Genomic DNA, 24,567 nt, shown 5'->3' with positions numbered 1-24,567 from the left:
TACGGCATGAGCGGACGCGATTAATCTTTTTCGCGTGCCAGCATCATGAATTCATTGCGCAGTCCGAGGTTGGTGCGCATCTCGCCCAGCAGCGCCGACGTCACGGTTTCTTCGCCCGGTGTGCGTATGCCGCGGCTTTCCATGCACATATGACGGCAACGGATGACCACGCCTACCGACAATGGTTGTACGTGTTCCATCAATGTGTCGGCGATCTGTATGGTCAGGCGTTCCTGCACTTGCAAACGTTTGGCAAAGCAATCGACCAGACGTGTCAGCTTCGACAGTCCGACGATCTTGCCGTTAGGCGTATAGCCGATGGTCGCGGTACCGAAGAAGGGGGCGAGGTGATGTTCGCAATGGCTATAGACAGGAATGCCGCGCACCACGATCAATTCATTGTATTGCTCGGCGCCGTCTTCAAAAACCTTGAGGATATCTGCCGGATCCTGGTCGTAGCCCGAGGTCCAGTGCTTCCATGCTTTCTCCACGCGTTGCGGCGTTTCACGCAAACCCTGGCGGTCTGCATTTTCACCGAGATGGGTCAGGAGGCGACGCCAGTCTTCGGTTGAGAAATCATCGTTTTCCGATTGGGCTGTGTTTGTAACCTGTTTCAATGGGACTCCATCTGTTGCTTGCTGATCAAAAGGTTTATTCATTTTTTGCATTCCGGGGACATGTTGGCTTGCTTCAGATAGAGAATCAAATCGCTGCGTTCTTTCATATCCGGAACGCCGGCATATCCCATACTGGTGCCTGGTATTGCTTTCATTGGATTGGATAAAAAGATATCCAAGCTTTTTTCATCCCATATGATATTCGATTGTCGCATTGCTGATGAATACGGGAAATTTTTCACGCTTCCGGCACGGCGTCCAAACAGGCCGCAATGTCGTGGGCCGGTACGATCATAAGCAAGGCTGTGACAGGCCATGCAACGTGTGTAAACTGATTCGCCAGCTGTAATGCGCGCAGACAGGGCAGCAGTTTTGTCCGCTGCCACGACTGTCTGCGCCATGCAGGCAAGCAGTATTGAACCGACCAGCATACGCATAATTGTAGACCTTTATGACATAAAGGCTGTGGGGACTGGTATTTCACCTAATGCGTTACGCAGGATGGCCCAGTGCATGGCCTCGTCGCCGAGTATGCTGGCGGCCGCTTTTGCCAGGTCTCGATTGCCGAACAGCGGCACTGCACCGAGGTAGGCGCTGACCGCACCTTTTTCCAGTGTGGCTGCAAAACGCAGTACATCGGTTTGTGTTTTCAGTTTCTCAACCGGGAACACATATTTTTCTTTGGCATGGACGGCATGCCCGCCCAGCTTGCCTATCGTTTTTGCAAGAATGTCCGCATGTTCCTTGTGATGCCCCTGAAAAGTCAGTGCCAGTTGCAGCACCGGTTTTTGCAGTAGCCCGCTTTCTGCACCCAGCTGATAAGCGGCGATCGCTTCGAGTTCGGCGCCGAGTGCGCTATTAAGGATGCTGACATCATTGCTGCCAGCTGTCTGATCCTGGGCTGCCAGTGCGTCCTGTCCGGCCAGCAAGGCAACCGCAGCGCCGGATAAAAGCAGGCTGGATTTTCCAAGAAAAGATCTGCGCGTGACTTGTGGTGACAAATCGCTGGTTTGAATTAAAAATGACATGTTATTTCTCCAATGGATAGCTACTGCACGTAATCAGGCTTCGTCGGCCTGTAAATTTTTGATTTTCTGCAAGGTTCCGGCAACGATGCGATCACAACGGGTGCCGTCGAATGAGAATGCCTCCTCGTAAACAAAATCGATTTCTCGCGCCAATGCCTCTCGCAAAATGCCGCGTGCACGGAAGAAGCGTGAGCGTACCGTCGCTGCCGGAATGTCCAGGCAATGCGCAGTTTCTTCCACACTCATTTCTTCCAGCGCGCGTAATACAAAGACGGTGCGATATGCATCAGGCAATGCGTCGATTTGACGTTCCAGCATACGACGGGCTTCGGTGCGCAGTGCGGCGGTTTCGGGCGCTTCGGGCAATGTCTGATTCATGCTTTCCTCCGACGCAACGGTCTCGAATAGTGCGTCTCCATCTATCTGTATTACTTGCGCGCGCCGCTTGCCTTTGCGTGCACGCGCGATTGCTTCGTTGATGACTATGCGTGTCAGCCATGTAGCAAGGGCAGATTCACCGCGGAATTTTTTGATGTTGCGATATGCCGCCAGATAAGCGTCCTGCAGGGCGTCTTCTGCTTCTGCATCATCTTTCAGAATGCTGCGTGCAGTGCGATATAAGGGGCGGTTATGACGTCGCATCATCAGTTCGAAAGCGAAGTGATCGCCGCCCGCAATCTGTTCTGCTATTTCCAGGTCGGACCAATTGTTGAAATCTGTGTGAGTGCTGGAGGTAGGCATGATTTTTCTTTTTTCGGTGTTGTCGTGTTATTGGATGTAACTCGGCTTATCGGCGTTCCCGTTATGGATAGTGCGCCTTTAAAGCAGGTTCCGGCATTGGATGCAGTCGGCTTAACAACTGTTGCAGACACATTGTTTCGACGGCAGGCTGGAACGGCTATGTCGAAAAACAGACGTGCAGATGTGGCGCGGTGACAAGGTGATGCTTAGTCTTGATTGCCGGAATGAATCATTGCAGTTTGGCTAATACTTGTGCATTGCATGTCAGGACAAACTGCCTATACTGAGTTTGGGAGCGGGTAAGTAAAGGAGACATCATGAGACACAGACTTTATTATTTTCTTCCGGATATCAGCAGTGCCCGTCGCGCCTTTGACAATATGTTGCTCAGTCGTATCGAGCAAAAATACGTGAGCTTCATTTCTGGTGGTGCGTCGCTTCCACATGATTTGCCGGAAGCTAATTTCCTCGTAAAAACGGATGTGCTGCACGGTGCTGCAGCCGGGATGATTATTGGCGCAATGCTCGGTGCTGCTTTTGGTGCCTTGCTGATCAATTACTATGACGTAGGACCTGCAACCGTGCTGGTAACGACCCTGATGGGTATCCTGTTCGGTGGCTGGGCTTCCAGCATGGCCGCTGCAGCGATGCCGAATTCACAGCTGAAAAAATTCATGCCTGAACTGGAGCGTGGCAAGGTGCTGATGATCGTGCACGTACCGGCACGTCGCGTTGAGGAAATTGAAAAGATGCTGGCGGAACGTCATCCGGAAATTCGCTTTAGCGGTGAAGAACCGCATATCCCGGTTTTCCCATAAACGAACTGCCAGGCACTAAAGCTTCATGTCGTTACCGGAGCGGACATGCAACGACAGGAAGCAGATAGGGTAGTTACCGAGTCCGCAGGCAAGTGATCGGTAACTGTATGTTTAACGGAGGTTGCTATGGAACTTCACATGCATTCGCATCGTTGGGAGCAACGCATGCCAGATTGGACTGTGGCAGCGGTTTCCGGGTTTGCAGCAGGCGCGGTTTTAATGGTGTTGGAACTACTCTGGTCGACGATTATCCAGGGCGCAAGTCCATGGGTGATGTCACACATGATTGCCGCGATCGTGCTCGGACGGGATGCGCTGCAATCCACTGATTTCAGTCTGGAAGTAGTCGGCGTTGCGCTTGTTACGCATTATGTATTGGGTATAGGACTGGGTCTGGTACTGGCTGCGATTATCGTACCTTTCCGTTTTGATTCGAGCATAGGTATGGTCTTGCTGACCGGTGCTGTATTCGGTGTATTGGTGTACCTGTTTAACTTCTACGGTATGGTTCGTTTCTTCACGTGGTTTGCTGAAATACGGGGCTGGACAACGATGATAGCTCACGTCATTTTCGGTATGGTCGCAGCGATCATGTACTGGAAGCTGGAACAGACAGAAAGATAAGCTGTACTGCAGCCTAAGTCAGGCTGCAGGATCAGTTGCGCTGCGCATAGTGCAAAAAAGTCGCGCTTGTGAAAAACGGTGAGGGTCTGTAATGACCTCACCGTTTTTTTCTGTCTGCTGCAATCAGCAGTCAGCAATCAACTGTTAATAACCAATGGTAAAGCGTTGGCGGCTGTGTGCTGGTTTTTCCAGTTCGTCGATGTAGGCAATTGCGTAATCCTTGAACGAAATCCAGCTGCGGCCATTGGCATCAACCAACAGCTCATCCTTGCCGAGGCGGAATTTTTCCGTGCGGGCTTCTTCCACGAATTCTGCAGACGGCGACAGGAAGGTCCAGTCCAGGTCTTTTTCCTGCAACAGCGTATTGAGGAAGACGCCGCCGGCAGTTGCTTCTGCCTTGTACGCTTCCGGGAAGTCAGGCGAGTCGATGACGCGTACGCCAGGTGCGGCCAGCAGGCTACCGGCGCCGCCAACTACCAGCAAGCGTTTGACGCCGGCTTTCTTGACCGGATCGATAATTGCGCTGGCCGGGATGCCGCTGAAGTGCGCGGCGCTGAAAACAGCGTCATGTCCGGCCACGGCTTTTTCCAAGGCAGCGGTATCCAGTACATCGACATCAACAGTCGTTACACCAGGGCGACCTGCCAGCCTGGCCGTGTTGCGTGCGATGGCCGTGACGCTGTGGCCGCGACGCAGTGCTTCTTCCAGTAACTGGCTACCGGCACGTCCGGTGGCACCGATGATGGCAATCTTGCTCATATGTTTCTCCTAAAAGGTTAAGTGACGTATGTAGCTTAGTTGCTTAAAGCAGATGTAAAAAGCGTATTATCTAAGATAGTTTGTTTCTAAAATCGGTCAAATCATGGATCGCATCACCGCAATGCAAGTGTTTGTCAGTGTAGTCGATAGCGGCAGCCAGTCTGCTGCGGCGGATCAGCTCGACCTGTCGCGCCCGGTCGTGTCGCGCTATCTGGCAGAACTGGAAGAGTGGGCCGGTGCGCGTTTATTGCACCGGACCACACGCAAACTGAGCCTGACCGCCGCCGGAGCAGAGATGCTGCCGCGCTGCAGGCAGATGCTGGAACTGGCGACCGATATGCAGAACGTCGTCGCGATTCCGGAAGATGCGCCGCAGGGTTTGTTGCGCATCACGGTCAGCACTTCGTTCGGGCAGGCACAACTGGCGGCAGCCGTGGCTGATTACGTGAAGCGATACCCGGGCGTGACAGTGGATATGCTGTTGCTGGATAGGGTAGTGAACCTGGTCGAGGAGCGCATCGATCTGGCGATACGTATCAGCAAGGAACTGGATCCTAACCTGATTGCACGTCGTTTGACTGTATGCCGCTCCGTACTCTGTGCATCACCTGCTTATTTGCGTGAGCATGGCCAACCGACGCAGCCGGAACAACTGGCGCTGCATAACTGCCTGACACATTCTTATTACGGCAGCGTGTGGATGCTGGAACGTGGTGATGAGCCGGTGAATGTCGCGGTGAAAGGAAATATCAGCGCCAACGATGCAACGTCGCTGGTGCAGGCGACACTGGCCGGAGCAGGGGTGGCATTGCTGCCGACTTTCCTGGCAGCACCTTTTATCCGCTCCGGACAATTGCAAGCCTTGTTGCCGGAATATCATCCGCAGGAGTTTGGCGTGTTCGGTGTGTATGCATCACGCAAGCATATGCCTGCGACGTTACGGTCCATGCTGGATTTCCTGGCGGAACGGTATACGGACGAGCCGGACTGGGATCAGGCAATCTGATAATAAATTTGCAAGTGCAGCAATAATTTGATGATCAACATCCATTTGCATTCTGCAAACAGATGAATTTTGCATTGCTGTCCTGCAGCATTATTTTCATCTACAGATGAATTGTTTGCATGTGTGAGCAAAAAACCGGGTGCTATGATCGCCAAGTCAGCAAAACTGGCCACCTATCCATGCCCGGTAATATCCCAAACCGGCACCCGCAAACGTCTGTCAATCCAGCATTTGTAGCAGTTTAGTAGATAGCACCTGTCTTTTGGAGGCAGTGCACCATCCGGCATGATCAGAAGGCAGTTTTTTCCCTTCTGTGCTTTCGGCCTGACAATTCTGATTTAACACTTATATATGAGCTCCATTCCACTCAGTACTACCGCCAGCGATCGTACCCAGCTGGAGGACAGCATTTACGCCAAGGTAACCCTGCGTTTGCTGCCTTTCCTTTTCCTCTGCTACGTTGCAGCTTATCTTGATCGCGTCAACGTGGGCTTCGCCAAGCTCAGCATGTTGAACGACTTGCAATTCAGCGAAACCATTTACGGCCTCGGCGCCGGTATCTTCTTCATCGGTTACTTCCTGTTTGAAGTACCAAGCAACATCATCATGCACAAGGTCGGCGCACGTCGCTGGATCGCCCGCATCATGATTACATGGTCCATCCTGTCTGCCGCGACCATGTTCGTGACAACACCGACCATGTTCTACGTTATCCGCTTCCTGCTGGGTGTAGCTGAAGCTGGTTTCTTCCCGGGCATCGTCCTGTACCTGACCTACTGGTTCCCGACTTCGCGTCGCGGCCGCATGAACGCTTTGTTCATGATTGGTATTCCTATCGCTGGCGTGGTCGGCGGTCCCTTGTCGGGCTGGATCATGAATGCCTTCGCTGGCATGAATGGCTGGCACGGCTGGCAATGGCTGTTCCTGCTGGAAGCCTTGCCATCGCTGGCGCTCGGTATCATGACTTTGTTCTACCTGCCGAACAGCATCCGCGCTTCGTCGTGGTTGTCGGATAGCGAAAAAACCATCCTCGAAGACAACATCGCCAAAGACAATGCAGGCGGTAACAAATCGCACTCGGTAGCTGGCGTCTTCACCAACCCAAAAGTTTGGTTGATGGCTGCAATCTACTTCTGCTGCATGATGGGTCTGTACGGTATCAGCTTCTATCTGCCAACCCTGGTCAAGGCTTCCGGCGTGAAAGACGCACTGGACGTCGGCCTGCTGACCGCAATCCCTTACACCTGTGGCGTGATTGCTACCTTGCTGGTGGCACGCAGCGCTGACCGTATGCGTGAACGTCGCTGGCACTTTGCCATCGCAAGTGCCTTGGGTGGCCTCGGCTTGTTCCTCAGCACCGTGTATGGCAATAACGTTGTACTGGCATTGATGGCCTTGTCGCTTGGTACCGCTGGTATGTTGTCGACCATGCCTGTGTTCTGGACTTATCCAAGCGCAATCCTGGGTGGTGCCGCTGCCGCTGCTGGTATCGGCCTGATCAACTCGGTTGGTAACCTGGCTGGTTTCGTCAGCCCGACTATTGTCGGCTGGCTGAAAGACGTTACCGGCAGCACCAACGCTGGTATGTATTTCGTCGCTGGTGCGCTGATACTGGGTGCAGGCCTGGCATTGCTGCAACCACGTTCGCTGGTGAACAAGTAAGCTCTGCTGCTTGTCACTGCTTAAAAAAGCCCGCTGATGCGGGCTTTTTTTATTGCGTCGGCCATTGCTTCAACTTCAAGAGCAAGCTGGAAATGCCCCTATGAATAAATGATAATGAGAAACATTCTCATATTATCTGCTACCATCTGAGTTTTATTTCCTCACACTTTTTTAACAATGCATTTCCAAAATAAGTCCCGAATCTCTTACGTTCATTTCTTTGCCTCGCTTGTATTGTTGCTACTGGGCCTATGCGCCAGCGCGTACAGCGTGGCAGCGACCAGCGACGATGAAAAAGCGCAGACCGTGGTGCACATGCTTGATTACATCAGCGTCGACTATCCGGAGTTTGTGCAAAACGGTAAGGTCCTGAATCAATCTGAATTTGAAGAGCAACTGGAGTTTGCTACCCAGGCTTTAAGCTTGTTAAAAGAAATGCCGGCACATGCAGAACAGGCTGGCTTGCTCGACAAAGGGCAGGCGCTGCGTAAAGCCATCGCCGCGAAGGCGGAAGGTGCCGAAGTATCGAAGCAGGCCAACGCTTTGCGTGCCGACGTCATCCGCGTCTATAAGGTCGCGGTCGCACCGAAAGGCACACCTGATCTGGCACGTGCCGCACAACTGTATGCAGCGAACTGCGCCGCCTGTCATGGTGCGACAGGTCGTGGCGATGGCCCGCTGGCTAAAGGCATGGAACCGGAACCGAGCGACTTCCACGATCAGGCGCGCATGAAAGTACGCAGCATCTACGGCTTGTACAACACCATCGCGCTGGGCGTAGGCGGCACGCCTATGCGGCCTTTTACTGAAATTACTGAAGAGGATCGCTGGGCACTGGCATTTTTCGTCGGCACCTTGCGCGGTACCGAAGAGGATGTAAAGCAGGGTGAGGCCGGGTGGGAAAAAGGCGTGGGCAAGAAAGAGTTTGAAAACCTGCGTGCACTGGTCACCCAGACTCCGGATGAAGTAGAACAACTTGGCGGCAGCGCGCTCACCAAAGTTCAAAGCTATCTGACCAAACATCCTGAAGCAATCAAGATCGCCGCGCCTTCGCCATTGCAATTCTCGCGCGAAAAACTGGCGCAATCGCTGGCGGCATACCAGGCTGGTGATGCGGGAACTGCGCGCCAACTGGCGATTACCGCTTACCTCGAGGGTTTTGAGCTGGTGGAAAGCAGCCTGGATAACGCCGACGGCGTGCTGCGACAAAAAATTGAACTGGAAATGATGGCGTTGCGCGCTTCGATAGGTGCCGGCAAACCGGTAGAAGAAGTCGCCAGGCAGGTGAAGGAAATCGACGACTTGCTGGATGAAGCAGAAGAGGCGCTATCCGGCGATTTGTCGGCAACCACGGCCTTCCTCAGCGCCTTGCTCATTCTGTTGCGTGAGGGCCTGGAAGCGATACTGGTGCTGGCGGCAATTATCTCCTTTGTCATCAAGACAGGTCGCCGCGACGCCTTGCGTTACATCCATTACGGCTGGATAGCGGCTGTCGCACTGGGCATCCTGACCTGGGTCGTTGCGAACTACGTACTCACCATTTCCGGTGCTAACCGCGAACTAACGGAGGGCATTACTGCGCTGATTGCCGCGGCCATGTTGCTGTATGTCGGTTACTGGTTGCATAGCAAATCCTACGCGCAAGCCTGGCAAAAATTCATCCGTGAACACGTCAGCGCAGCGCTGGAAAAGAAAACAGTGTGGGCGATGGCCGGCGTTTCTTTCCTCGCCGTGTACCGCGAACTGTTTGAAATCATCCTGTTCTACCAGGCATTGTGGGTACAAGTCGGCGACGACGGCCATGTGGCGGTACTGAGCGGCATTGCAACCGCGGCAGTCCTGCTGGCGATCATCGGCTGGGCTATCCTGAAGTACAGCATACGCCTGCCTATCGGCCCGTTCTTTGGCGTGACTTCGGCTTTGCTGGCTTTCCTGGCAGTCGTATTTGCCGGTAACGGTATCGCGGCTTTGCAGGAAGCAGGCGTGATAGAGGCGGATCGCATCCACTTCATCACCGTGCCTATCCTCGGCATACATCCGACCCTGCAAGGTGTGAGCACGCAGGCGGTGGTGCTGGCGCTGGTGATACTCGGGATATGGTTGTCACGACGTCAGGCGAATGCGAAGTAAAGCAGTGCCGTAAAGCGCTAAAAAAGCCCGCTGTAGCGGGCTTTTTACTGTTAGTCGTCGATAGAGTCATGCGTATCGGCACTGCCTTTGCGCCAGTAACCGGAAGCACGTATCCATTTTGGATTCGCTTGATGGACGTCGATTAAATGTGTGCGTACGGCTTTTGCCGCGGCAGATTCGCAGGCTACCCAGGCATGAAAATCACCTTCCGGCAGTGCAGTTTGTTCCAGTGCGGTCAGCAAGGGGAATGTTACGTCACCTGCCACATTGCGATAGGCCCAGATGACTTGCACATTGGCGGCTGTCGTTAACGTCACTTTATCTTCGGGTGTATCTACTTCGGCAATGACGATGGCGTGCGCGCCTGCAGGCAATTCGGCCAGGCGGCGCGAGATAGCGGGCAAGGCGGTGTCGTCACCGACCAGCAAGTGCCAGTCAAAATCTGTCGTTACGATGAATGAGCCACGTGGTCCGCCTACGCCGATGCGGTGACCAGGTGCGGCTTGTTCGGCCCAGCGCGTTGCCGGGCCGGCCAAATGCAGGGCGAAATCAATTTCCAGCGTTTTGGCGACCGGATCGAAACGACGCGGCGTGTAATCGCGCATCGTCGGTTTGGCGCCATCCGGCCAGACCGGACCATCCGGGCCCGCGGTCGGCAAGGTCAGAGTGCCGTTTGCATCCGGAAAGAAGAGTTTGACGTGGTCGTCGAAGCCCGGGCTGACAAAGTCGGTCAGCTCGTCACCGCCGAGGGTAATGCGCAAAAGATGCGGCGTGACCCGTTCGGTCTTGACGACTTCCAGTGCGCGAAAGCGCAAAGTGTGACGCACACGTTTGGGTGTGCGGTCAGGTAGCGTGGCTGCAGCAGGGAGCTTGGCTGTCATTAAATTTGCTCCAGTTGTTGGGCTGCGCGATCGAGAATGGCGGCAAAGGCGTTTGCCTGTTCCGCTGTCAGCGCTTCGCCGGACAGGCGCATGCGCATAGCGAGCTTGAGGTTTTCTATCGCACGTTTGACTTGCGGTGGGCGGCCGCCACGCAGTCCGGCACCGTCGACGCCGCCGTTCAGGCGCAGCAGCATGGCGTCTACCATGGGACGGTTTTCATCCAGGTGGCGCACACCGGCTTCGGTGATTTGATAACGTTTGCGACCACCCTGATCGGCTTCATCCACGCTGAGCAGTGCCAGCTCTTCCAGCAAGGTGAGGGTAGGGTAAACCGTGCCCGGGCTTGGGCTGTAAGTGCCGTCCAGGCGTTCTTCGATTGCTTTGATTAATTCGTAGCCGTGGCTCGGTTTCTCCGAGATCAGGTGCAGCAGCACGAAGCGCAAGCCGCCGTGGCCAAATATGCGTCCTTCGCCTGTCATGCGGCGACCGCGGCCGCCACCGATATCGTCGCCGTCGCTACGGCTGGCCATCCGGCAATGGGAGTGATGATGTTTCATGATTTTTCCTGGCTAGTCTATATCTAGAATAAATAAGATATATCTAAATGCAGTCTAAGTCAAATTAGATAATGCAAATACTTCAGTCTGGTTTGATGTCTTTTGGCAATAAAACCCTGTTTGTGGCTCCGATTTGGCGCGCTCACTGCAGGAATTGCGGGGTATGGCGATAATGTCGGATTGGCATGGGGCAGGCCGCATGCAGCAGGCATATAAATGTGGGTATCGGATTTGGACTTACTTGACGGAATAGATGAGCAACGCAGCTGGCGCGAAGATCTGTGCGACGGTGCTGTCGTGCTGCGCGCTTATGCGCTGGAGTACGAGGCTGATTTATTGGCTGGCATCGAAAGCGTGCGCCAGGCGGCGCCGTTCCGTCATATGCATACGCCTGGTGGTTTTCGCATGTCGGTGGCAATGACGAATTGCGGTGCTTGCGGCTGGGTTACTGACAGGACTGGCTATCGCTATGATGCTATCGATCCCTTGAGTGGTCAGCCGTGGCCGCAGATGCCGGCGTCGTTCGTTCGGCTGGCGCAGGCTGCAGCGTCAGCGGCAGGCTTCACAGACTTCTTGCCGGATGCCTGCCTGATTAACTGTTATGAGCCGGGTGCACGCATGTCCTTGCATCAGGATAGGGATGAGCAGGACTTGCAGCAGCCCATTGTGTCCGTCTCGCTCGGCATTCCCGCAGTGTTCCAGTTCGGCGGTGATACGCGTGCAGATAAGCCGCAACGCTTACCATTGCAACATGGTGATGTAGTGGTGTGGGGCGGGCCTGCGCGTTTGCGTTATCACGGGGTGCTGGCGCTGAGGGAGGCAATGCATCCCTTGCTGGGCAGACGCCGGATTAACCTGACGTTTCGCAAGGCAGGCTGATTTGAATATTCATTCTTAATTTGAATGTTCGCTTCAGCCTGTTTGCGTCATGCCCATGTTTACTTCTCGGCAGTGGTTTTCAGGTTGGCCAGGCCGATGGCAAAATCATCACCAACCATTTTGTCCATATTGAAAAAGACGCCCATCAATTTAGACATATAGTTGGCCGGGCCATACATGGCCCAGGTCACTTCAGTGGAGTCACCCTGCGCTTGCAAGATGAATTCCGCCGTGTTGTGCGCTTCAAACGGCGAGAAGAAATCCAGCTTGATCACGATGCGCGATGAAGGTGAGGATTCGGTGACTTCCATCCGTCCCTTGCCGACATTCTTATTGCCATCCCATTCGTAGACTGCACCGGTGCCACTGGTTGCGCCGCTATGGGTGCGCTTCATGTCCGGATCTTTTTTCTCATATGGTGACCATGTGGTCCAGCTGTGGAAGTCGTTAATGAGCGCATATACCTTTTCCGGTGGTGCCTTGATGGTGGTAGTGCGTTCAACGCGGAAGGTGTCCGGCCTGGTCGCGGCGTAGATCAGGATGGCGACGACGACAACCAGTATGGCAATGGCGATGATTTTTAGCATGTAATGTCTCGAATGATTAGTGTTGTTATGAATGGTGTTGCACGGTTCAGCCCTGATCAGCTTCCATTTTGGCGCGCAAGCGTTCTTCCTGCGCACGCAGTTCCGGCGTCAGCTCGGCACCGAAATCTTCCATATCAAATAACTGGCGGATTTCGATTTCCGATTCGGCGCCAGTCGGGTTGGGACAGCGCTTGACCCACTCGATGGCTTCTTCTTTCGATTTTACTTTCCAGATCCAGAAGCCGGCGATGAGGTCTTTGCTTTCGGGAAAAGGCCCGTCTACGACGGTACGCTTATCACCGGAAAACTGGACGCGTGCGCCTTTTGAACTTGGATGCAGGCCGTCACCCGCCAGCATGATGCCTGCGTTCACCAGTTCTTCGTTGAACTTGCCCATCTCGGTAAAGAGTTTTTCGTCGGGCATGACGCCAGCTTCCGTATTTTTGTCTGCTTTGATGATGATCATAAAGCGCATGCTGATGTTCCTTTTTTGGCTTTATTTGACGGGCTCTTCAGTACACATCTTCTGCGCACCTGCGCGGATTTCTTCCGGGCTGAGGTCGCGTATATGGGTAGCGATGGACCATGAATGGCCGAACGGATCTTCCAGCACACCATAGCGATCACCCCAGAAGGTATCGTCCAGCGGCATCTTGGCAATCGCACCGGCGGCGACGGCGCGGTTATAGACGGCGTCGGCATTTTCCACATAGAGGTGGATGGTGACCGGGCTGCCTTTCAGTGATTTGGGGCCGTAGGCGTTGAACTCAGGGTATTCATCCATCAGCATCAGCGCTGAGTCGCCTATGCGCAACTGAGCATGCATCACCTTGCCGCCCGGGCCGGGCAGGACGGATACATCTGTGGCGTGGAACGCTTTTTTGTAAAATTCGATGGCGGCCGCTGCATCGGCACAGACCAGGTGTGGGGTGAGGCTGTGCATTCCGTCCGGAATGGCTTTGACTGCCGGCTTGCTCATGGTGTGCTCCTCGTGGATATCAGATAAGTGATAAGTGATCCCTGTCTGTTGCACGGACTCTATGGTCTCTGTTTTTATCTGGCCCCGATTTCCCAGGTTTAAGGTTGCAGGTCGAACAGGGCTTTACTGGTTTCCATATCGAAAGGTGCGGAGAAATGTTCATGCACGATTTTCCATTTGCCATCTATCTTGCGATATCCGGTGGTCGCACGCATCCATGACGTGTGTTCATTGCCGTCCTTGTCTACGCCGCCGCAACGATTCAGACAATGGCTGAAGGCTACGTTCTCGCTCGCTGCGATATGCAAGTCATCTACCTTGAAGCTCATCGCAGAACACATGGACATACACATCTGCCAATGCTTTCTGTATACATCCCAGCCCTTGAATTGCAAGGCCAGGATGGCATCGTAGGCGATGACGTCAGGCGCGTAGTGCGCCATCGTGGCGTCCACATCGGCGGCGCTGGCGGCCTTGATCCAGCTATCGATCAAGGTGCGGATTTCTGCTTCTGCTGCGGTGTTATTTGTCTCCTGACTCATACTGTTTCTCCTGTGGAAGTAAGTTATTGTGTACAGTGTCCATAAATAATAGTACAACTAGTGTACGGCGTACACATTTATTCAAGATGACGAAAAAATCAGTAATTCCTAAGCGCGAGACTTACCGCCACGGGGATTTATACCGGGCTTTGCTGGAAGCCGGAACGCAGTTGGCAAGGGGCGGAGGGCCGGCTGCCGTGGTATTGCGGGAGGCGACGCGGCAGGTCGGGGTCGCGCCGAATGCGGCTTACCGGCACTTTGCCGATCGCAATGCCTTATTGCAGGCGGTATGCTTTGTCGCTCAGTCACAGCTTGCGCTGGCAATAGAAACGGAAATGCAGGCTTGCGTCGGTAATGGCAATGCCGCTGATTTGGCGCGCGCACATGTGCGTGCAGTCGGCACCGGCTACCTGCGCTTTGCACGCGCCGAGCCGGGCTTGTTCCGCACGGCCTTTTCGGTGCATGAAGATTTGCAGCAGGCGCAGACGCCGGCAATGGCCGGAGCGAGTGGCCTTACGCCTTTCCAGTTATTGGGTTCGGCGCTGGACGAGCTGGTGGCGGCCGGTGTAATGGCGCCGGAGCGGCGCGCGGGTGCCGAGTTCCTTGCATGGTCGGCCGTGCATGGACTGGCCATGCTGTCGATAGACGGGCCTTTACGCAGCCTGAATGATGAGCAGGCGGCAGCGATAGGGCAGCGCCTGATTGATATGGTGGAGTTTGGCATGCCGCTGGCGCGTGGCTGGGCTTAATGTGCCGGAGCGACCGCGTGTTTGAGCTTGTAACCCTGATCTCGTTTGAGGCAATGGAATGAAACAGATTTTTTATGCGCTTTGGTTCGTCCTGACGGCCGCGTTTTCCTGCATTGCGCTGCTGATGGTAGCGACAAACCTGAACTGGGTTTCAGTTGCAGTACTGGCCATTGTTTTGTTTTATGCGGTTTGCTTTTTTCGTTTGCTTAAAGCCTGTTATGGGCGGGATGCGGTGGTGCACGAAGCGAAGAAGTGGTACTGGTGGAGCTGGATCTTGCTGTCGATTGCGGTGGTACTCATCAAGCTGGGGTCGAGCATGATGATTACAGGCGATTACATCGGCAAATCCGGAACAAACGGTTGGCTGTCGATGACTGCGCTATTGAATTGGATGGGAGATCTGGTCGCGCCCTGGTTGCCAGGTTTGATTATTCTGCTGACAGGCGGATTGTTATTTGCGATTTGCGTCAGAAACATCATTCGCTATGTCTCTCAAAACGTTGATTTTAAAAGATAAACGTTGACGGCATTTGTGTGAGCTATCGGTTGCGCAAAGGATCCAGCAAATGCCGCAACGCATTGTGATCGAGTTCATACATAAGCGCGATCAGGCTACCCAGTTCGCCCGCAGGAAAACCTTCCCGTGCAAACCAGCCCAGGTAGTGGCCGGGCAAATCAGCCAGCAGCCTGTCCTTGTATTTCCCGTAAGGCATGGTGCGGCTTACCAGTAGTTGAAGAGCTTCTTGGTTCATGATTCCTGGCAGTGACTGTTCATGGGGATACCCGCATAGTGCGCATATGCAGTGCGTCATGATAAACACAGACTGCGGTTTTTGCCTATCTGCACATGCGGATACAAAAAATAAAGATCAGCGCGGACCGGAGCGACGATAATGGCGTTCGCATATTTTGCGGGTGCGAACGGCAAAGAAAAGCGTCAGCAAAAAATAAATTAGCGCATGTTTGTTAATTACGTGAAACTTTTCCCAGCCTCATCCTCTCTACAGAATTGTCTTATAATGAGAATCATTGTTATTTGTATTGGTCCGCTGTGAATCTTTCCGAATTGCTTCCCTTTACTCCCGCCGTAGTTGACGACGTTATTAATGTCGAAGGCGATGATCCGATCGCCAAACGTTTGCGCGAACTCGGTTTTGTTTCCGGCGAGCCTGTGCGCATCGTGGCGCGTGGCCCTATAGGTGCCGATCCCCTTCTAGTGCAAATTGGTTTTACCCGTTTTGCTTTACGTCGTTCTGAAGCGCAGCGCGTGCGCGTGCACGTCGCCAGCTAATTTTTATATTCCATGTCCATATCCCGCATTGCGCTTGTCGGTAATCCCAACTGTGGCAAGACTGCCTTATTCAATCAACTGACCGGAAGCCGCCAGAAAGTAGCGAACTACGCTGGCGTGACGGTGGAGCGTAAAGAAGGGCGCTTTACTGCGCCATCCGGTCGCGTCTTCAGCCTGCTCGATTTGCCAGGCGCTTACAGCCTGGATGCGACCAGCCCGGATGAAGTGATTACACGTGATATCTGCCTGGGCCGACGTGCAGGTGAAGCGGTGCCGGAACTGATCGTCTGCGTGGTGGATGCTACCAACCTGCGTTTGCACCTGCGCTTCGTGCTGGAAGTCAAACGTCTGGGGCGCCCGATGGTGTTGGCGCTGAATATGATGGATGCGGCACGCAAGCGTGGCGTGACGATTAATCGCGAAGAGTTGCAGCGTCAGCTCGGTATGGATGTGATTGAAACCGTCGCCATTCAGACCGGCGGCGCGCAAGACCTGGTAGCGCATCTGGATAAGGTAGTGGCCAGGGATATGGTCGCGCCGCTTGTGCACGAAGGTGAAGTGCATGATCAGGTACGCAAGATACTGGCTGCGGCGGTAGTGATGCCGACCGCGACTTCCGGCATAGACGACACCATAGATCGCTGGGTGCTGCATCCGGTGTTCGGTCTGGCGATCCTGGCGCTGGTGATGTTCTTTATTTTCCAGGCGGTATTTTCCTGGGCCGAGCCTTTGATGGACGGCATTACCAACGGCGTGACGGTAACCGGTGAATGGTTTGCCGCGACCTTGCCGGATGGCTTGCTGCGTAGCCTGGTGGTGGACGGTTTGTTTGCCGGACTGGGCGCGGTGCTGGTGTTCCTGCCGCAGATTCTGATTCTGTTCTTCTTTATCCTGGTGCTGGAAGAGTCCGGCTACCTGCCGCGTGCGGCCTTCCTGCTGGACCGCCTGATGTTCAAGGCGGGGCTGACCGGGCGTTCGTTTATTCCTTTGCTGTCCAGCTTCGCATGCGCGATTCCGGGCATCATGGCGACACGCAGCATCCAGGACCCGCGGGATCGTCTGACGACTATCCTGGTCGCACCCCTGATGACTTGCTCGGCACGTTTGCCGGTCTATACCTTGCTGATCGCCGCGTTTATTCCGGCCAGCACGGTGTGGGGCATCTTTAACCTGCAGGGCATCGTGCTGTTCGTGCTGTATGTGGCGGGTATTGTCAGCGCGATGGCGGTGGCCTGGTTTATCAAGCGCATGCGCAAGGATAAGAGCGAGCACGCTTTACTGATGGAATTGCCGTCGTATCGCATGCCGGGCGTACGCAATGTCGCGATTGGTCTGTGGGAACGCGCACTGATCTTCTTGCGCCGTGTGACGACTATCATCCTGTCGCTGACGGTACTGCTATGGTTCCTCTCTACTTTCCCCGCACCGCCGGAAGGCGCAACCTTGCCTGCCATTGATTACAGCCTGGCGGGTCAGCTAGGACGGTTGATGGAGCCTGTCTTTGCTCCTATCGGTTTCAACTGGCAGGTTTGTATTGCGCTGATTCCTGGTCTGGCGGCACGTGAAGTGGCAGTAGCGGCACTGGGTACCGTGTATGCGATGTCGGGTAGCGAAGAAGCGGTGGCAGCGCAGCTCGGCCCGCTGATCGCGGCACAATGGTCGCTGGCAACTGCCTTGTCCTTGCTGGCCTGGTATGTGTTCGCGCCGCAATGTATGTCGACGCTGGCGGTGATCCGGCGTGAAACGAATTCCTGGCGTACAGTAGCCGTTTCCGCAGGCTATCTGTTTGGCCTGGCTTATCTGGCGGCATTCCTGACTTATCAGATTACAAAGGCACTGACATGAGCGCGTATGACTTGCTGCAGGATGTGATTATCGGCGCGATCGTTTTCTTCAGTGCACTGTATGTGCTGCGCAAATTGCTGCCGAAGTGGATGCGCGCGCGTCAACAAGCGTTGGCGACTATGCTGAGCAAGCCTGCGCGCACGTATTTGTTGCGCAGCCTGGGTGCGTTCCTGATGCCGGGTGAAAGTTCGGGTGGTGGCTGCGGTAGCGGTTGCAGCACTTGCTCGACTTGCGAATCAAATCCGGAAGCAGAGTCTGAAGCGAGGCTTGAGGCGAAACCGCTGGAGTTCCAGCGGCATATTTGAGGTTGGCTATGCAAGCCGCAATCGCTTAAATGCATTAAGCGATTGCAATCCGGTCAGGCTTATTTGATATTGAGCCTGGCCATCACCGGCTGATGATGTTCTTTCGTCAGCAAACGATGCAGGTAGTTGGCATCTGCAGTCCGACTCGCACTCCCGCGTGCATTCAATAAAACCATAATGGCATCGCGTCCTGCGGCACGTACACGCATGATGATGCAGCGGCCGGCTTCTTGTGTATAGCCGGTTTTCGACATCAAAATAGACCAGTTCTTGTCACCGACCAGTTTGTTGGTGTTGTGATACTGGCGCATAGAGCCGTTGACGTCGATCACGTCATTGCTGACGGTCGTTATCTTTTCGATTTCCGGATATTTGGATGCTGCCAGCGCCAGCTTGGCGAGGTCGGTAGCGGTCGAGGTGTTATAAGGCGAGAGGCCGGTCGGTTCTTCTATATTGGTGCGACGCAGGTTGAGCATATGCGCTTTGCTGCGCACTGCCAGCTTGAAGTGTTCCATGCCGCCCGGATAGGTACGTGCCAGTGCATGGGCGGCGCGATTGTCGGATGACATCAGCGCCAGCTCCAGTAATTCGTGGCGCGACAGCACTGCGCCTACCGGTACGCGCGACGAGCTGAACTTCAGCGTATCGACATCTTCTTCGGCCACCGTGATGCGCTCATGCATATCGGGTTTGGTATCCAGTACCACCATCGCCGTCATCAGTTTGGTGAGCGAAGCGATGGGGACGATATCGGTCGCATTCTTTTCAAATACTACATGGCCGGTACCTTCATCGATGACGATGGCATGTTTGGAACCGACGGTAGCGGCAGATGCAGAGCTGGCAGCGGTGATGGCAACAGCGAGGAGGAGAGAACGGATCATAAACGCTCGGGTGAATTTCTTTGAGCGGGAATAATAGCCTCGTTTCTTACTGCAAAGTTGGTGTTAAGCAGCGTGCAGCAGACTATATTTTGTAACGGATGTTAAATTGTTCAGAGATATTCTGAATGACGGAGGCGAGGGCGCCGGAGAGGGATGCCTGCTGCACAATTTTTACTCAGTGCAGCAGGTGTTTCAATTCTGTGAATTGATGCGGAAGATTATTTCTTCGGCAGATTAGGATCGACCGTGTGTGCCACCGCTGCAAACATATCAGCAACGGTTTCGAATTGGTTTTTGCCCAGGTACTCGGCTTCACGCATCAGGTGCATGGCGAGGGCTGTATTGCTTTCATCGTTGCTGCCTTTCAGGCTGCGACCGAGGTGGCGGCAGAAAGAAAGGATCTCGCTACGGCTGTATGTGTCTTCTGCTGGTGCCGTGTCTGTTTTCTGATCGCTCATGGATGCTCCTATCGTTGGTATGAGTAAGAGGCAAATAGTATCCAATCAGGGCGGGGTTTGTCTTGGTATGGGTCAATTAATCATTTTTTATCAGATCGGGCGCGGATAGTGACTTGGATAAATAGCATTGCAATTAGCTTCCAAGTAATTGATTTTGCTGAATTTAATCTTGTTATTTAAAGTAAATTCGAGGATGGTTAATTTCCTGATGGAAAAATTGTGGTGGCGCACGAATTGCTAGTAAAACCTTGCATATGCGCGCAGTGAAATGATTTTCCTGTTGCAAGAAAGTGAACGTTCTTGCCTCAGACATGCCAAAGCGTGCTGAACCTATAGCTATCAAGGAGCACAATGCAACGTCGTGATTTACTCAAAGCTTCCGCCGCGCTGACACTGGCCGGATTTCATGCTCCCGCTCTGTATGCCGCAGGCAGTGCCAATTCCAATCTTAAAACCCTGGGTAAGCCCGCATCCTTCGATTACGCATGGCTGAAAGGGCAGGCCCGCGATCTGGCCGCCAAGCCTTACCATGCGCCGGATTATCCGGTGCCGGCTGCAGTCAAGGCACTGGATTGGGATCAGTACCAGGCTATCGGCTATCGCGACGATCACGCTTTGTGGGCCCAGGACAAACTGCGCTTCCAGGTTAAATTTTTCCATCTCGGCATGTATGCCAGTCAGTCGGTCAAAATCCATGAAGTGAAGGACGGCAAGGCGCTCGAACTGGCTTACGACCCGGCCATGTTTAACTATGGCAAGAGTGGGCTGAAAGGATCGGAGATGCCCAAGGATCTTGGCTTCGCCGGTTTCCGTGTCAACTTCCATACCGATCTGGTACGTGACATTACCGCTTTCCTCGGTGCCAGCTATTTCCGTGCGGTCGGTGGCGACTGGCAGTATGGTCTGTCGGCACGCGGGTTGGCTATCGATTGCGGCATGGAGCGGCCGGAAGAGTTTCCGCGTTTCAGCGAGTTCTGGCTGGAGCGCCCCAGCAAACAATCGAGTCATCTGGTGGTGTATGCCTTGCTCGATTCACCAAGCATCTCGGGTGCGTATCGCTTTGAAATAGCGCCGGGTGCGACGACCCTGATGGATGTGGATGTCGCCCTGTATCCGCGCAAGACCATAGAACGCATGGGCATCGCACCGCTGACCAGCATGTTCCAGATGGGTGAAAACGACCGCCGCATCAGCAATGACTGGCGTCCTGAAATCCATGACTCCGACGGGTTGGAGATGTGGACCGGCAATGGCGAGTGGATCTGGCGTCCTTTGCTTAATCCCGAACATCTGCGCTTCAACGCCTATGCCGACGAAAACCCGCGCGGTTTTGGCCTGATGCAGCGGGATCGCAACTTCGACCACTATCAGGATGACGGCGTGTTTTATGATCGCCGCCCCAGCCTGTGGGTAGAGCCGAAAGCCGGGTGGGGCAAGGGTTCGGTGCAGTTGGTCGAAATTCCGACGCTGGATGAAACCTTCGACAATATCGTCGCCTTCTGGAATCCGGAAGCCAAGCCGCAGCCGGGGCAAGAGCTGCTATATGGTTACAAACTGCATTGGGGCGCGAAGATGCCGTACGCACCCAAGGCTGCAACGGTGGTCGCGACCCGCACCGGCATAGGTGGCGTGATCGGCAAAAAACGCACTTATTTCTCCTGGCGCTTCGCGGTGGACTTCGCCGGCGGCGATTTTGCGCTGCTGGGCAAGGACGTCAAAGTCGTGCCGGTCATCTCGGCAACCCACGGCACGGTGGAAATTACCTCGGCCCGGCCTTTGCACGATATCAAGGGTTATCGCGCCATTTTTGACCTGAAGGTAGCGGATGACGTCAAAGGGCCTATCGATCTGCGCCTGTATCTGGCGGCAGATGGCCAGCCTTTGTCGGAAACCTGGTTGTACCAGTGGACGCCGCCGACTGATCGCAGTTATTAACAGCTGCTAGCAATTACTAAAACGTCCATCGATTCATACAACATTTGCCGATTTAGATCTGGCAAATGTTGCAATGAATCAAGTTTTTGCCGATTACGCCGATTACAATAGGTATCCACCACCCAAAATCGGCTCCCGGCTCATGCTGACACTTGCTTCGATCCTGACTACCACTGCGTTGCTCAGTCTCGCAATGGCGATAGTGCTGGGATCGCTGCTGCGTTCGTCGGTGCCAGGTGTGCAGGAGTGGTTTGCCTCCAACCTGATGGTGGTCATCTCCTTGCCCTTGCTGGCCTTGCGCGACCTGATCCCGGATTTCATCTCTGTCGTTATCGCCAATTCCGTACTGGCTTTAGCTGCCGCCTATTATTTCGTCGGCTGTGCACGTTTCGTCGGCCAGCCGTCTCGCTGGAATGTGCTGATCGCCAGCATTACGGCGATTGCCGTCGGCCTGATCATCTGGCGCTACGCGATTAACAGCATCCCGGTGCGGGTGCTGATCATGACCACCTTCTTTTGCACGATATGCGTCGCGTCCAGTGTGGTCTTGCTGCGCCACAGACCGGCGCATCGCAATCCCTATAATTACTGGTTCGCTGCCATCCTGGCGCTGATTTTTGCGACTTGCCAACTGACACGCGGCATTTACTTCATCACGCTGGATCAGCCATCCAACACCATGATGTTCGATAACTTCTGGAACATCGTGCTCATGGTGATTGGCGCGGTGACCTTGCCAACCATGACGATGGCAGCGGTCATGCTGACCCATGATGCCATGCTGGCGACACTGGAAGACGCCGCCAATCATGACCATCTGACGGAAGCCATGTCGCGTAAACGGCTGGAAGCAGTGGCGCGCGAACAGATCATGCGGGCCGGAAAGCTGGGGCGGCCGCTGTCCTTGCTGATTATCGATCTCGATCATTTCAAACGCATCAACGACACTTTTGGTCATGCCGGCGGCGACGAGGTGCTGCGTGAATTTGCCCGCATGACGCGCGCATCCCTGCGCGATGGCGATGCTCTGGGGCGACTCGGCGGCGAAGAGTTCGGCATCCTCCTGCCGAATACGGATACTAACGGGGCATTGGCCATTGCACGGCGTTTGCGCGAAGATTCCGAGTTGCATCTGATTTCCGGCGCTTTTGGCGAATGTCATTACAGCATCAGTATCGGTATTGCGACCTGGCGTGAAGGTGAAAGTTTTGACCGTTTAAGCATACGGGCTGATCGTGCGTTGTACACTGCCAAGAATGAGGGTCGCAACCGGGTGCTGGCAGATGAGTACAGCAACGCAGACAGCCTGAGCTCCGCCGCGGCCTGATCACCGGATAGCGCTTCCGCCTGGCTATCTGCAGCCAGCGTTCGTCAAGCACGAAGCGGAAGCCGTGTACATCCTCTGGACTTACCTCAAGCCGTACTGGCGCTGATTGATCCCATCACCTTCGGCAAAATCATCGACGAATACGCCATCAGGCCAGCCGACAAGGCTGACCAGCAACTGCTTGCCGGCGTGTGGTTCTTGCTCGCGCTGGCAGGCGAGCAGTCAGCAAGCAGCGGGGTCGCGGTTTTCAATTCAGGAGGGAAGAGGTAAGATAAGGGCATGTTTGATCTCTCATTAATGGGACGCCTGTCGTTCACGCACGCGTCGCCTACCAAATCTCCGTTGCAGCCAGGTCGACATTCTCTCGGGATCTTCGAGGAACGTGATGCTGTGCTGTATGTTCCAACCGGTCTTGAACCGAATGCCAAGGTGCCGTTGCTGGTCATGTTCCATGGCGCAGGCGGCAGCGCGGAAAAGGTCTTGCCCTTCCTCGAAGAGCATGCCGAGCGCAATAAATTCCTGCTACTGCTGCCGCAATCGCTGTACGTGACCTGGGATATCGTCATTGGAGGCAATGGTCCTGACATCCAGCGTCTGGGTGAAGCGCTGACAGAAGTTGCTTCCCGTTACCTGATCGATCAGGAGCATTTCGGCTTCGCGGGCTTCTCGGATGGTGGCAGCTATTCGCTGTCAACAGGCATCACCAATGGTGATCTGGTTAGCCACGTCATCGTGTTTTCGGGCGGCTTCATGTCGGTCTTCATGCAAGAAGGCGCGCCCAAGGTCTTCATCTCGCACGGTCTGGTCGATGAGCAATTGCCGATAGAAACCAGTGCGCGTCCGCATGTCGCCAAACTGAAAGCGGCCGGTTATGACGTGGAGCTGGTTGAATTCAATGGCAATCACTCCATTCAGCCACCTATCGTTGCGCTGGCAGTTGATTTCTTTTTGCAGTAAACACTTGAAAATAAAGCAGGGTGGTCGCATTACTAATTAAACGATGATGCGATCCACTATCCAATTATTTTTCGCTATCTGAGTTATAAGTTTAACGAACTTGCTGCATGGTGCAGCTTGGGTCAAAATGCAAGAGCGTACTTTCAAGCATGCCAAGTCATACGCATGTGACTCTCAATCACTGAGCAATAACCGAGGAGCGATGTATGAAAAAACCAGTTAAAGCTGCTAAAGCCGTGAAAACTACCAAGGCCAGTTCGGTAGCTGATATCAAGCGCAGACAGAGTGCGCCTTTGATTACCCCTAGCGACATGGGAGCCAAAGCGACGAAAGACATCTCTGCTGCAATGAATGGCGTACTGGCAGACGTGTTTGCGCTCTACCTGAAAACCAAAAACTTCCACTGGCACATGAGCGGCCCTCACTTCCGTGACTACCACTTGCTGCTTGATGAACAAGCCGTTCAAATCTATGCGATGACTGATCTGATAGCAGAGCGTATCCGTAAAGTAGGCGGCATGACCCTGCGCTCTATCGGTCACATTGCGCGTACCCAGCGCATCAAGGACAACGATGCAGATTACGTCGAGCCTAATGACATGCTGGCGGAGCTGCGTGAAGATAACAAGTTGCTGACTTCACGTTTGCGTGCCGCCCATGCTGTATGCGATGAGCATCACGATATTGGTACGACCAGTTTGATCGAAGTCTGGATTGATGAGGCTGAGCAGCGTACGTGGTTCCTGTTTGAGGCAGGCCGGAATGCTGATTCGACCGGTCATTAATTGACGTTTTTTTTAAAATGCCGCTTGGTTTTTGACTAAGCGGCATTTTTTATTGGTGGGTTGGTTTCGTTTCGTATTTTGGTTACCGATTCTGTTCTTTCTTCGATCAGCCTTGGTTTGCCGGGGGGTAGCCCGGCGGCTACTCACTTTTCTTGCTTCGCCAAGAAAAGTAAGCAAAAGAAGGCGACCGCAGGAGTCGTTGCCCGCTGCGCGGGTCCCCA

The 24,567-nt window shown here is 54.2% G+C and carries 31 protein-coding genes; 15 read left to right on the top strand and 16 right to left on the bottom strand.

Features of this window, described 5'->3' with window-relative positions; translation table 11 throughout:
- Positions 1–20 precede the first annotated feature (20 nt).
- From folE to DBR37_RS00600, 4 genes are read right to left on the bottom strand one after another with little or no spacing between them, the layout of a single operon-like run.
- Complete coding sequence (gene folE, locus DBR37_RS00615) at positions 21–659, bottom strand: GTP cyclohydrolase I FolE (protein ID WP_370454213.1); 639 nt, start codon at positions 657–659, stop codon at positions 21–23.
- Complete coding sequence (locus tag DBR37_RS00610; protein ID WP_124572364.1) at positions 656–1,054, bottom strand: cytochrome c family protein; 399 nt, start codon at positions 1,052–1,054, stop codon at positions 656–658. The genes folE and DBR37_RS00610 overlap by 4 nt, the downstream gene beginning before the upstream one ends.
- Before the next feature lie 12 nt (positions 1,055–1,066).
- Positions 1,067–1,645, bottom strand: a complete 579-nt coding sequence (locus tag DBR37_RS00605) for a ferritin-like domain-containing protein (RefSeq protein ID WP_124572363.1) — start codon at positions 1,643–1,645, stop codon at positions 1,067–1,069.
- A 33-nt stretch (positions 1,646–1,678) separates the two neighbouring features.
- On the bottom strand, positions 1,679–2,386 hold the full coding sequence (locus DBR37_RS00600; protein WP_124572362.1) for an RNA polymerase sigma factor: 708 nt from the start codon (positions 2,384–2,386) through the stop codon (positions 1,679–1,681).
- 317 nt (positions 2,387–2,703) lie between these two features.
- Between DBR37_RS00600 and DBR37_RS00595 the strand changes: the two genes are divergently transcribed.
- The gene (locus DBR37_RS00595; RefSeq protein ID WP_124572361.1) at positions 2,704–3,204 is read left to right on the top strand and encodes a DUF1269 domain-containing protein; all 501 of its coding nucleotides are present in this window, start codon (positions 2,704–2,706) and stop codon (positions 3,202–3,204) included.
- A 126-nt stretch (positions 3,205–3,330) separates the two neighbouring features.
- Positions 3,331–3,828, top strand: coding sequence for a hypothetical protein (locus DBR37_RS00590; RefSeq protein ID WP_124572360.1), 498 nt, complete (start codon positions 3,331–3,333; stop codon positions 3,826–3,828).
- Between the two features lie 144 nt (positions 3,829–3,972).
- On the opposite strand, the gene DBR37_RS00585 is transcribed toward DBR37_RS00590, so the two are convergent.
- Positions 3,973–4,587, bottom strand: coding sequence for an NAD(P)-dependent oxidoreductase (locus tag DBR37_RS00585; RefSeq protein ID WP_124572359.1), 615 nt, complete (start codon positions 4,585–4,587; stop codon positions 3,973–3,975).
- 103 nt (positions 4,588–4,690) lie between these two features.
- On the opposite strand from DBR37_RS00585, the gene DBR37_RS00580 reads away from it, so the two are divergent.
- The 3 genes from DBR37_RS00580 to DBR37_RS00570 all read left to right on the top strand — a co-directional run bounded on the left by DBR37_RS00580 (position 4,691) and on the right by DBR37_RS00570 (position 9,385).
- Entirely contained in the window at positions 4,691–5,593 is a 903-nt protein-coding gene (locus DBR37_RS00580) for a LysR family transcriptional regulator (RefSeq protein WP_124572358.1), read from the top strand.
- Between the two features lie 351 nt (positions 5,594–5,944).
- Positions 5,945–7,255, top strand: coding sequence for an MFS transporter (locus DBR37_RS00575; RefSeq protein WP_124572357.1), 1,311 nt, complete (start codon positions 5,945–5,947; stop codon positions 7,253–7,255).
- Between the two features lie 270 nt (positions 7,256–7,525).
- Entirely contained in the window at positions 7,526–9,385 is a 1,860-nt protein-coding gene (locus tag DBR37_RS00570; protein ID WP_233588235.1) for a cytochrome c/FTR1 family iron permease, read from the top strand.
- Between the two features lie 50 nt (positions 9,386–9,435).
- On the opposite strand, the gene DBR37_RS00565 is transcribed toward DBR37_RS00570, so the two are convergent.
- Together DBR37_RS00565 and DBR37_RS00560 are read right to left on the bottom strand one after the other, a co-directional pair.
- Entirely contained in the window at positions 9,436–10,266 is an 831-nt protein-coding gene (locus DBR37_RS00565; RefSeq protein WP_124572355.1) for a siderophore-interacting protein, read from the bottom strand.
- The gene (locus DBR37_RS00560) at positions 10,266–10,823 is read right to left on the bottom strand and encodes a PadR family transcriptional regulator (protein WP_124572354.1); all 558 of its coding nucleotides are present in this window, start codon (positions 10,821–10,823) and stop codon (positions 10,266–10,268) included. Before DBR37_RS00560 ends, DBR37_RS00565 begins: the two co-directional genes overlap by 1 nt.
- A gap of 216 nt (positions 10,824–11,039) precedes the next feature.
- On the opposite strand from DBR37_RS00560, the gene alkB reads away from it, so the two are divergent.
- The gene (gene alkB, locus DBR37_RS00555) at positions 11,040–11,702 is read left to right on the top strand and encodes a DNA oxidative demethylase AlkB (protein ID WP_124572353.1); all 663 of its coding nucleotides are present in this window, start codon (positions 11,040–11,042) and stop codon (positions 11,700–11,702) included.
- Between the two features lie 59 nt (positions 11,703–11,761).
- On the opposite strand, the gene DBR37_RS00550 is transcribed toward alkB, so the two are convergent.
- The 4 genes from DBR37_RS00550 to DBR37_RS00535 all read right to left on the bottom strand — a co-directional run bounded on the left by DBR37_RS00550 (position 11,762) and on the right by DBR37_RS00535 (position 13,810).
- On the bottom strand, positions 11,762–12,289 hold the full coding sequence (locus DBR37_RS00550; RefSeq protein ID WP_124572352.1) for an SRPBCC family protein: 528 nt from the start codon (positions 12,287–12,289) through the stop codon (positions 11,762–11,764).
- Between the two features lie 46 nt (positions 12,290–12,335).
- The gene (locus DBR37_RS00545) at positions 12,336–12,764 is read right to left on the bottom strand and encodes a YciI family protein (RefSeq protein WP_124572351.1); all 429 of its coding nucleotides are present in this window, start codon (positions 12,762–12,764) and stop codon (positions 12,336–12,338) included.
- A 21-nt stretch (positions 12,765–12,785) separates the two neighbouring features.
- A complete protein-coding gene (locus tag DBR37_RS00540) occupies positions 12,786–13,268 on the bottom strand; it encodes a VOC family protein (RefSeq protein WP_124572350.1) in 483 nt (160 codons plus the stop codon).
- A gap of 98 nt (positions 13,269–13,366) precedes the next feature.
- Positions 13,367–13,810 carry a nuclear transport factor 2 family protein gene (locus DBR37_RS00535; protein ID WP_124572349.1) on the bottom strand — a complete coding sequence of 148 codons (444 nt, stop codon included), beginning with the start codon at positions 13,808–13,810 and terminating at the stop codon, positions 13,367–13,369.
- A gap of 86 nt (positions 13,811–13,896) precedes the next feature.
- Here DBR37_RS00535 and DBR37_RS00530 point away from each other — a divergent pair, with 86 nt between their 5' ends.
- Positions 13,897–14,559 carry a TetR/AcrR family transcriptional regulator gene (locus tag DBR37_RS00530; RefSeq protein WP_124572348.1) on the top strand — a complete coding sequence of 221 codons (663 nt, stop codon included), beginning with the start codon at positions 13,897–13,899 and terminating at the stop codon, positions 14,557–14,559.
- 58 nt (positions 14,560–14,617) lie between these two features.
- Positions 14,618–15,076 (top strand): hypothetical protein, encoded by a 459-nt coding sequence (locus DBR37_RS00525; protein ID WP_124572347.1) that lies wholly within the window; start codon positions 14,618–14,620, stop codon positions 15,074–15,076.
- Positions 15,077–15,098: 22 nt separating this feature from the next.
- Here the strand turns inward: DBR37_RS00525 and DBR37_RS00520 are convergent, their stop codons facing one another.
- Positions 15,099–15,311 carry a DUF3820 family protein gene (locus DBR37_RS00520; RefSeq protein WP_124572346.1) on the bottom strand — a complete coding sequence of 71 codons (213 nt, stop codon included), beginning with the start codon at positions 15,309–15,311 and terminating at the stop codon, positions 15,099–15,101.
- Positions 15,312–15,610: 299 nt separating this feature from the next.
- Between DBR37_RS00520 and DBR37_RS00515 the strand changes: the two genes are divergently transcribed.
- From DBR37_RS00515 to DBR37_RS00505, 3 genes are read left to right on the top strand one after another with little or no spacing between them, the layout of a single operon-like run.
- Entirely contained in the window at positions 15,611–15,850 is a 240-nt protein-coding gene (locus tag DBR37_RS00515) for a FeoA domain-containing protein (RefSeq protein WP_124572345.1), read from the top strand.
- Between the two features lie 12 nt (positions 15,851–15,862).
- Positions 15,863–17,695 carry a ferrous iron transporter B gene (locus DBR37_RS00510; RefSeq protein WP_124572344.1) on the top strand — a complete coding sequence of 611 codons (1,833 nt, stop codon included), beginning with the start codon at positions 15,863–15,865 and terminating at the stop codon, positions 17,693–17,695.
- Positions 17,692–18,000, top strand: coding sequence for a DUF6587 family protein (locus DBR37_RS00505; RefSeq protein WP_124572343.1), 309 nt, complete (start codon positions 17,692–17,694; stop codon positions 17,998–18,000). The genes DBR37_RS00510 and DBR37_RS00505 overlap by 4 nt, the downstream gene beginning before the upstream one ends.
- Before the next feature lie 59 nt (positions 18,001–18,059).
- Here DBR37_RS00505 and DBR37_RS00500 read toward each other — a convergent pair whose 3' ends face one another.
- Together DBR37_RS00500 and DBR37_RS00495 are read right to left on the bottom strand one after the other, a co-directional pair.
- On the bottom strand, positions 18,060–18,884 hold the full coding sequence (locus DBR37_RS00500) for a D-alanyl-D-alanine carboxypeptidase family protein (RefSeq protein WP_124572342.1): 825 nt from the start codon (positions 18,882–18,884) through the stop codon (positions 18,060–18,062).
- Positions 18,885–19,102: 218 nt separating this feature from the next.
- Positions 19,103–19,342, bottom strand: a complete 240-nt coding sequence (locus tag DBR37_RS00495; RefSeq protein WP_124572341.1) for a hypothetical protein — start codon at positions 19,340–19,342, stop codon at positions 19,103–19,105.
- Positions 19,343–19,693: 351 nt separating this feature from the next.
- On the opposite strand from DBR37_RS00495, the gene DBR37_RS00490 reads away from it, so the two are divergent.
- Together DBR37_RS00490 and DBR37_RS00485 are read left to right on the top strand one after the other, a co-directional pair.
- On the top strand, positions 19,694–21,277 hold the full coding sequence (locus DBR37_RS00490; RefSeq protein ID WP_124572340.1) for a glucan biosynthesis protein: 1,584 nt from the start codon (positions 19,694–19,696) through the stop codon (positions 21,275–21,277).
- Positions 21,278–21,419: 142 nt separating this feature from the next.
- Positions 21,420–22,604 (top strand): diguanylate cyclase, encoded by a 1,185-nt coding sequence (locus DBR37_RS00485; RefSeq protein WP_233588234.1) that lies wholly within the window; start codon positions 21,420–21,422, stop codon positions 22,602–22,604.
- An 86-nt stretch (positions 22,605–22,690) separates the two neighbouring features.
- On the opposite strand, the gene DBR37_RS00480 is transcribed toward DBR37_RS00485, so the two are convergent.
- Positions 22,691–22,885 carry a hypothetical protein gene (locus DBR37_RS00480; RefSeq protein WP_124572338.1) on the bottom strand — a complete coding sequence of 65 codons (195 nt, stop codon included), beginning with the start codon at positions 22,883–22,885 and terminating at the stop codon, positions 22,691–22,693.
- Between DBR37_RS00480 and DBR37_RS00475 the strand changes: the two genes are divergently transcribed.
- Together DBR37_RS00475 and DBR37_RS00470 are read left to right on the top strand one after the other, a co-directional pair.
- Positions 22,884–23,561, top strand: coding sequence for an alpha/beta hydrolase (locus DBR37_RS00475; RefSeq protein ID WP_124572337.1), 678 nt, complete (start codon positions 22,884–22,886; stop codon positions 23,559–23,561). The genes DBR37_RS00480 and DBR37_RS00475 overlap by 2 nt on opposite strands.
- 206 nt (positions 23,562–23,767) lie before the next feature.
- The gene (locus DBR37_RS00470) at positions 23,768–24,346 is read left to right on the top strand and encodes a Dps family protein (protein ID WP_233588233.1); all 579 of its coding nucleotides are present in this window, start codon (positions 23,768–23,770) and stop codon (positions 24,344–24,346) included.
- Between the two features lie 12 nt (positions 24,347–24,358).
- On the opposite strand, the gene DBR37_RS17220 is transcribed toward DBR37_RS00470, so the two are convergent.
- Positions 24,359–24,567, bottom strand: a 209-nt coding sequence (locus DBR37_RS17220; protein ID WP_233588232.1) for a hypothetical protein, incomplete at its 5' end; no start/stop codon positions are given.

It is taken from the genome of Herminiimonas sp. KBW02 (assembly GCF_003852535.1).
In the GTDB taxonomy this organism is placed as follows: domain Bacteria; phylum Pseudomonadota; class Gammaproteobacteria; order Burkholderiales; family Burkholderiaceae_D; genus Oxalicibacterium.
This window is presented reverse-complemented; position numbering and strand designations above follow the sequence as displayed.

What these genes read in the sequence shown, in the direction of transcription:
- folE (WP_370454213.1), bottom strand. Translation starts at nt 659, where the DNA reads ATGAATAAACCTTTTGATCAGCAAGCAACAGATGGAGTCCCATTGAAA.
- DBR37_RS00610 (WP_124572364.1), bottom strand. Translation starts at nt 1,054, where the DNA reads ATGCGTATGCTGGTCGGTTCAATACTGCTTGCCTGCATGGCGCAGACA.
- DBR37_RS00605 (WP_124572363.1), bottom strand. Translation starts at nt 1,645, where the DNA reads ATGTCATTTTTAATTCAAACCAGCGATTTGTCACCACAAGTCACGCGC.
- DBR37_RS00600 (WP_124572362.1), bottom strand. Translation starts at nt 2,386, where the DNA reads ATGCCTACCTCCAGCACTCACACAGATTTCAACAATTGGTCCGACCTG.
- DBR37_RS00595 (WP_124572361.1), top strand. Translation starts at nt 2,704, where the DNA reads ATGAGACACAGACTTTATTATTTTCTTCCGGATATCAGCAGTGCCCGT.
- DBR37_RS00590 (WP_124572360.1), top strand. Translation starts at nt 3,331, where the DNA reads ATGGAACTTCACATGCATTCGCATCGTTGGGAGCAACGCATGCCAGAT.
- DBR37_RS00585 (WP_124572359.1), bottom strand. Translation starts at nt 4,587, where the DNA reads ATGAGCAAGATTGCCATCATCGGTGCCACCGGACGTGCCGGTAGCCAG.
- DBR37_RS00580 (WP_124572358.1), top strand. Translation starts at nt 4,691, where the DNA reads ATGGATCGCATCACCGCAATGCAAGTGTTTGTCAGTGTAGTCGATAGC.
- DBR37_RS00575 (WP_124572357.1), top strand. Translation starts at nt 5,945, where the DNA reads ATGAGCTCCATTCCACTCAGTACTACCGCCAGCGATCGTACCCAGCTG.
- DBR37_RS00565 (WP_124572355.1), bottom strand. Translation starts at nt 10,266, where the DNA reads ATGACAGCCAAGCTCCCTGCTGCAGCCACGCTACCTGACCGCACACCC.
- DBR37_RS00560 (WP_124572354.1), bottom strand. Translation starts at nt 10,823, where the DNA reads ATGAAACATCATCACTCCCATTGCCGGATGGCCAGCCGTAGCGACGGC.
- alkB (WP_124572353.1), top strand. Translation starts at nt 11,040, where the DNA reads ATGTGGGTATCGGATTTGGACTTACTTGACGGAATAGATGAGCAACGC.
- DBR37_RS00550 (WP_124572352.1), bottom strand. Translation starts at nt 12,289, where the DNA reads ATGCTAAAAATCATCGCCATTGCCATACTGGTTGTCGTCGTCGCCATC.
- DBR37_RS00545 (WP_124572351.1), bottom strand. Translation starts at nt 12,764, where the DNA reads ATGCGCTTTATGATCATCATCAAAGCAGACAAAAATACGGAAGCTGGC.
- DBR37_RS00540 (WP_124572350.1), bottom strand. Translation starts at nt 13,268, where the DNA reads ATGAGCAAGCCGGCAGTCAAAGCCATTCCGGACGGAATGCACAGCCTC.
- DBR37_RS00535 (WP_124572349.1), bottom strand. Translation starts at nt 13,810, where the DNA reads ATGAGTCAGGAGACAAATAACACCGCAGCAGAAGCAGAAATCCGCACC.
- DBR37_RS00530 (WP_124572348.1), top strand. Translation starts at nt 13,897, where the DNA reads ATGACGAAAAAATCAGTAATTCCTAAGCGCGAGACTTACCGCCACGGG.
- DBR37_RS00525 (WP_124572347.1), top strand. Translation starts at nt 14,618, where the DNA reads ATGAAACAGATTTTTTATGCGCTTTGGTTCGTCCTGACGGCCGCGTTT.
- DBR37_RS00520 (WP_124572346.1), bottom strand. Translation starts at nt 15,311, where the DNA reads ATGAACCAAGAAGCTCTTCAACTACTGGTAAGCCGCACCATGCCTTAC.
- DBR37_RS00510 (WP_124572344.1), top strand. Translation starts at nt 15,863, where the DNA reads ATGTCCATATCCCGCATTGCGCTTGTCGGTAATCCCAACTGTGGCAAG.
- DBR37_RS00505 (WP_124572343.1), top strand. Translation starts at nt 17,692, where the DNA reads ATGAGCGCGTATGACTTGCTGCAGGATGTGATTATCGGCGCGATCGTT.
- DBR37_RS00500 (WP_124572342.1), bottom strand. Translation starts at nt 18,884, where the DNA reads ATGATCCGTTCTCTCCTCCTCGCTGTTGCCATCACCGCTGCCAGCTCT.
- DBR37_RS00495 (WP_124572341.1), bottom strand. Translation starts at nt 19,342, where the DNA reads ATGAGCGATCAGAAAACAGACACGGCACCAGCAGAAGACACATACAGC.
- DBR37_RS00490 (WP_124572340.1), top strand. Translation starts at nt 19,694, where the DNA reads ATGCAACGTCGTGATTTACTCAAAGCTTCCGCCGCGCTGACACTGGCC.
- DBR37_RS00485 (WP_233588234.1), top strand. Translation starts at nt 21,420, where the DNA reads ATGCTGACACTTGCTTCGATCCTGACTACCACTGCGTTGCTCAGTCTC.
- DBR37_RS00475 (WP_124572337.1), top strand. Translation starts at nt 22,884, where the DNA reads ATGTTTGATCTCTCATTAATGGGACGCCTGTCGTTCACGCACGCGTCG.
- DBR37_RS00480 (WP_124572338.1), bottom strand. Translation starts at nt 22,885, where the DNA reads ATGCCCTTATCTTACCTCTTCCCTCCTGAATTGAAAACCGCGACCCCG.
- DBR37_RS00470 (WP_233588233.1), top strand. Translation starts at nt 23,768, where the DNA reads ATGAAAAAACCAGTTAAAGCTGCTAAAGCCGTGAAAACTACCAAGGCC.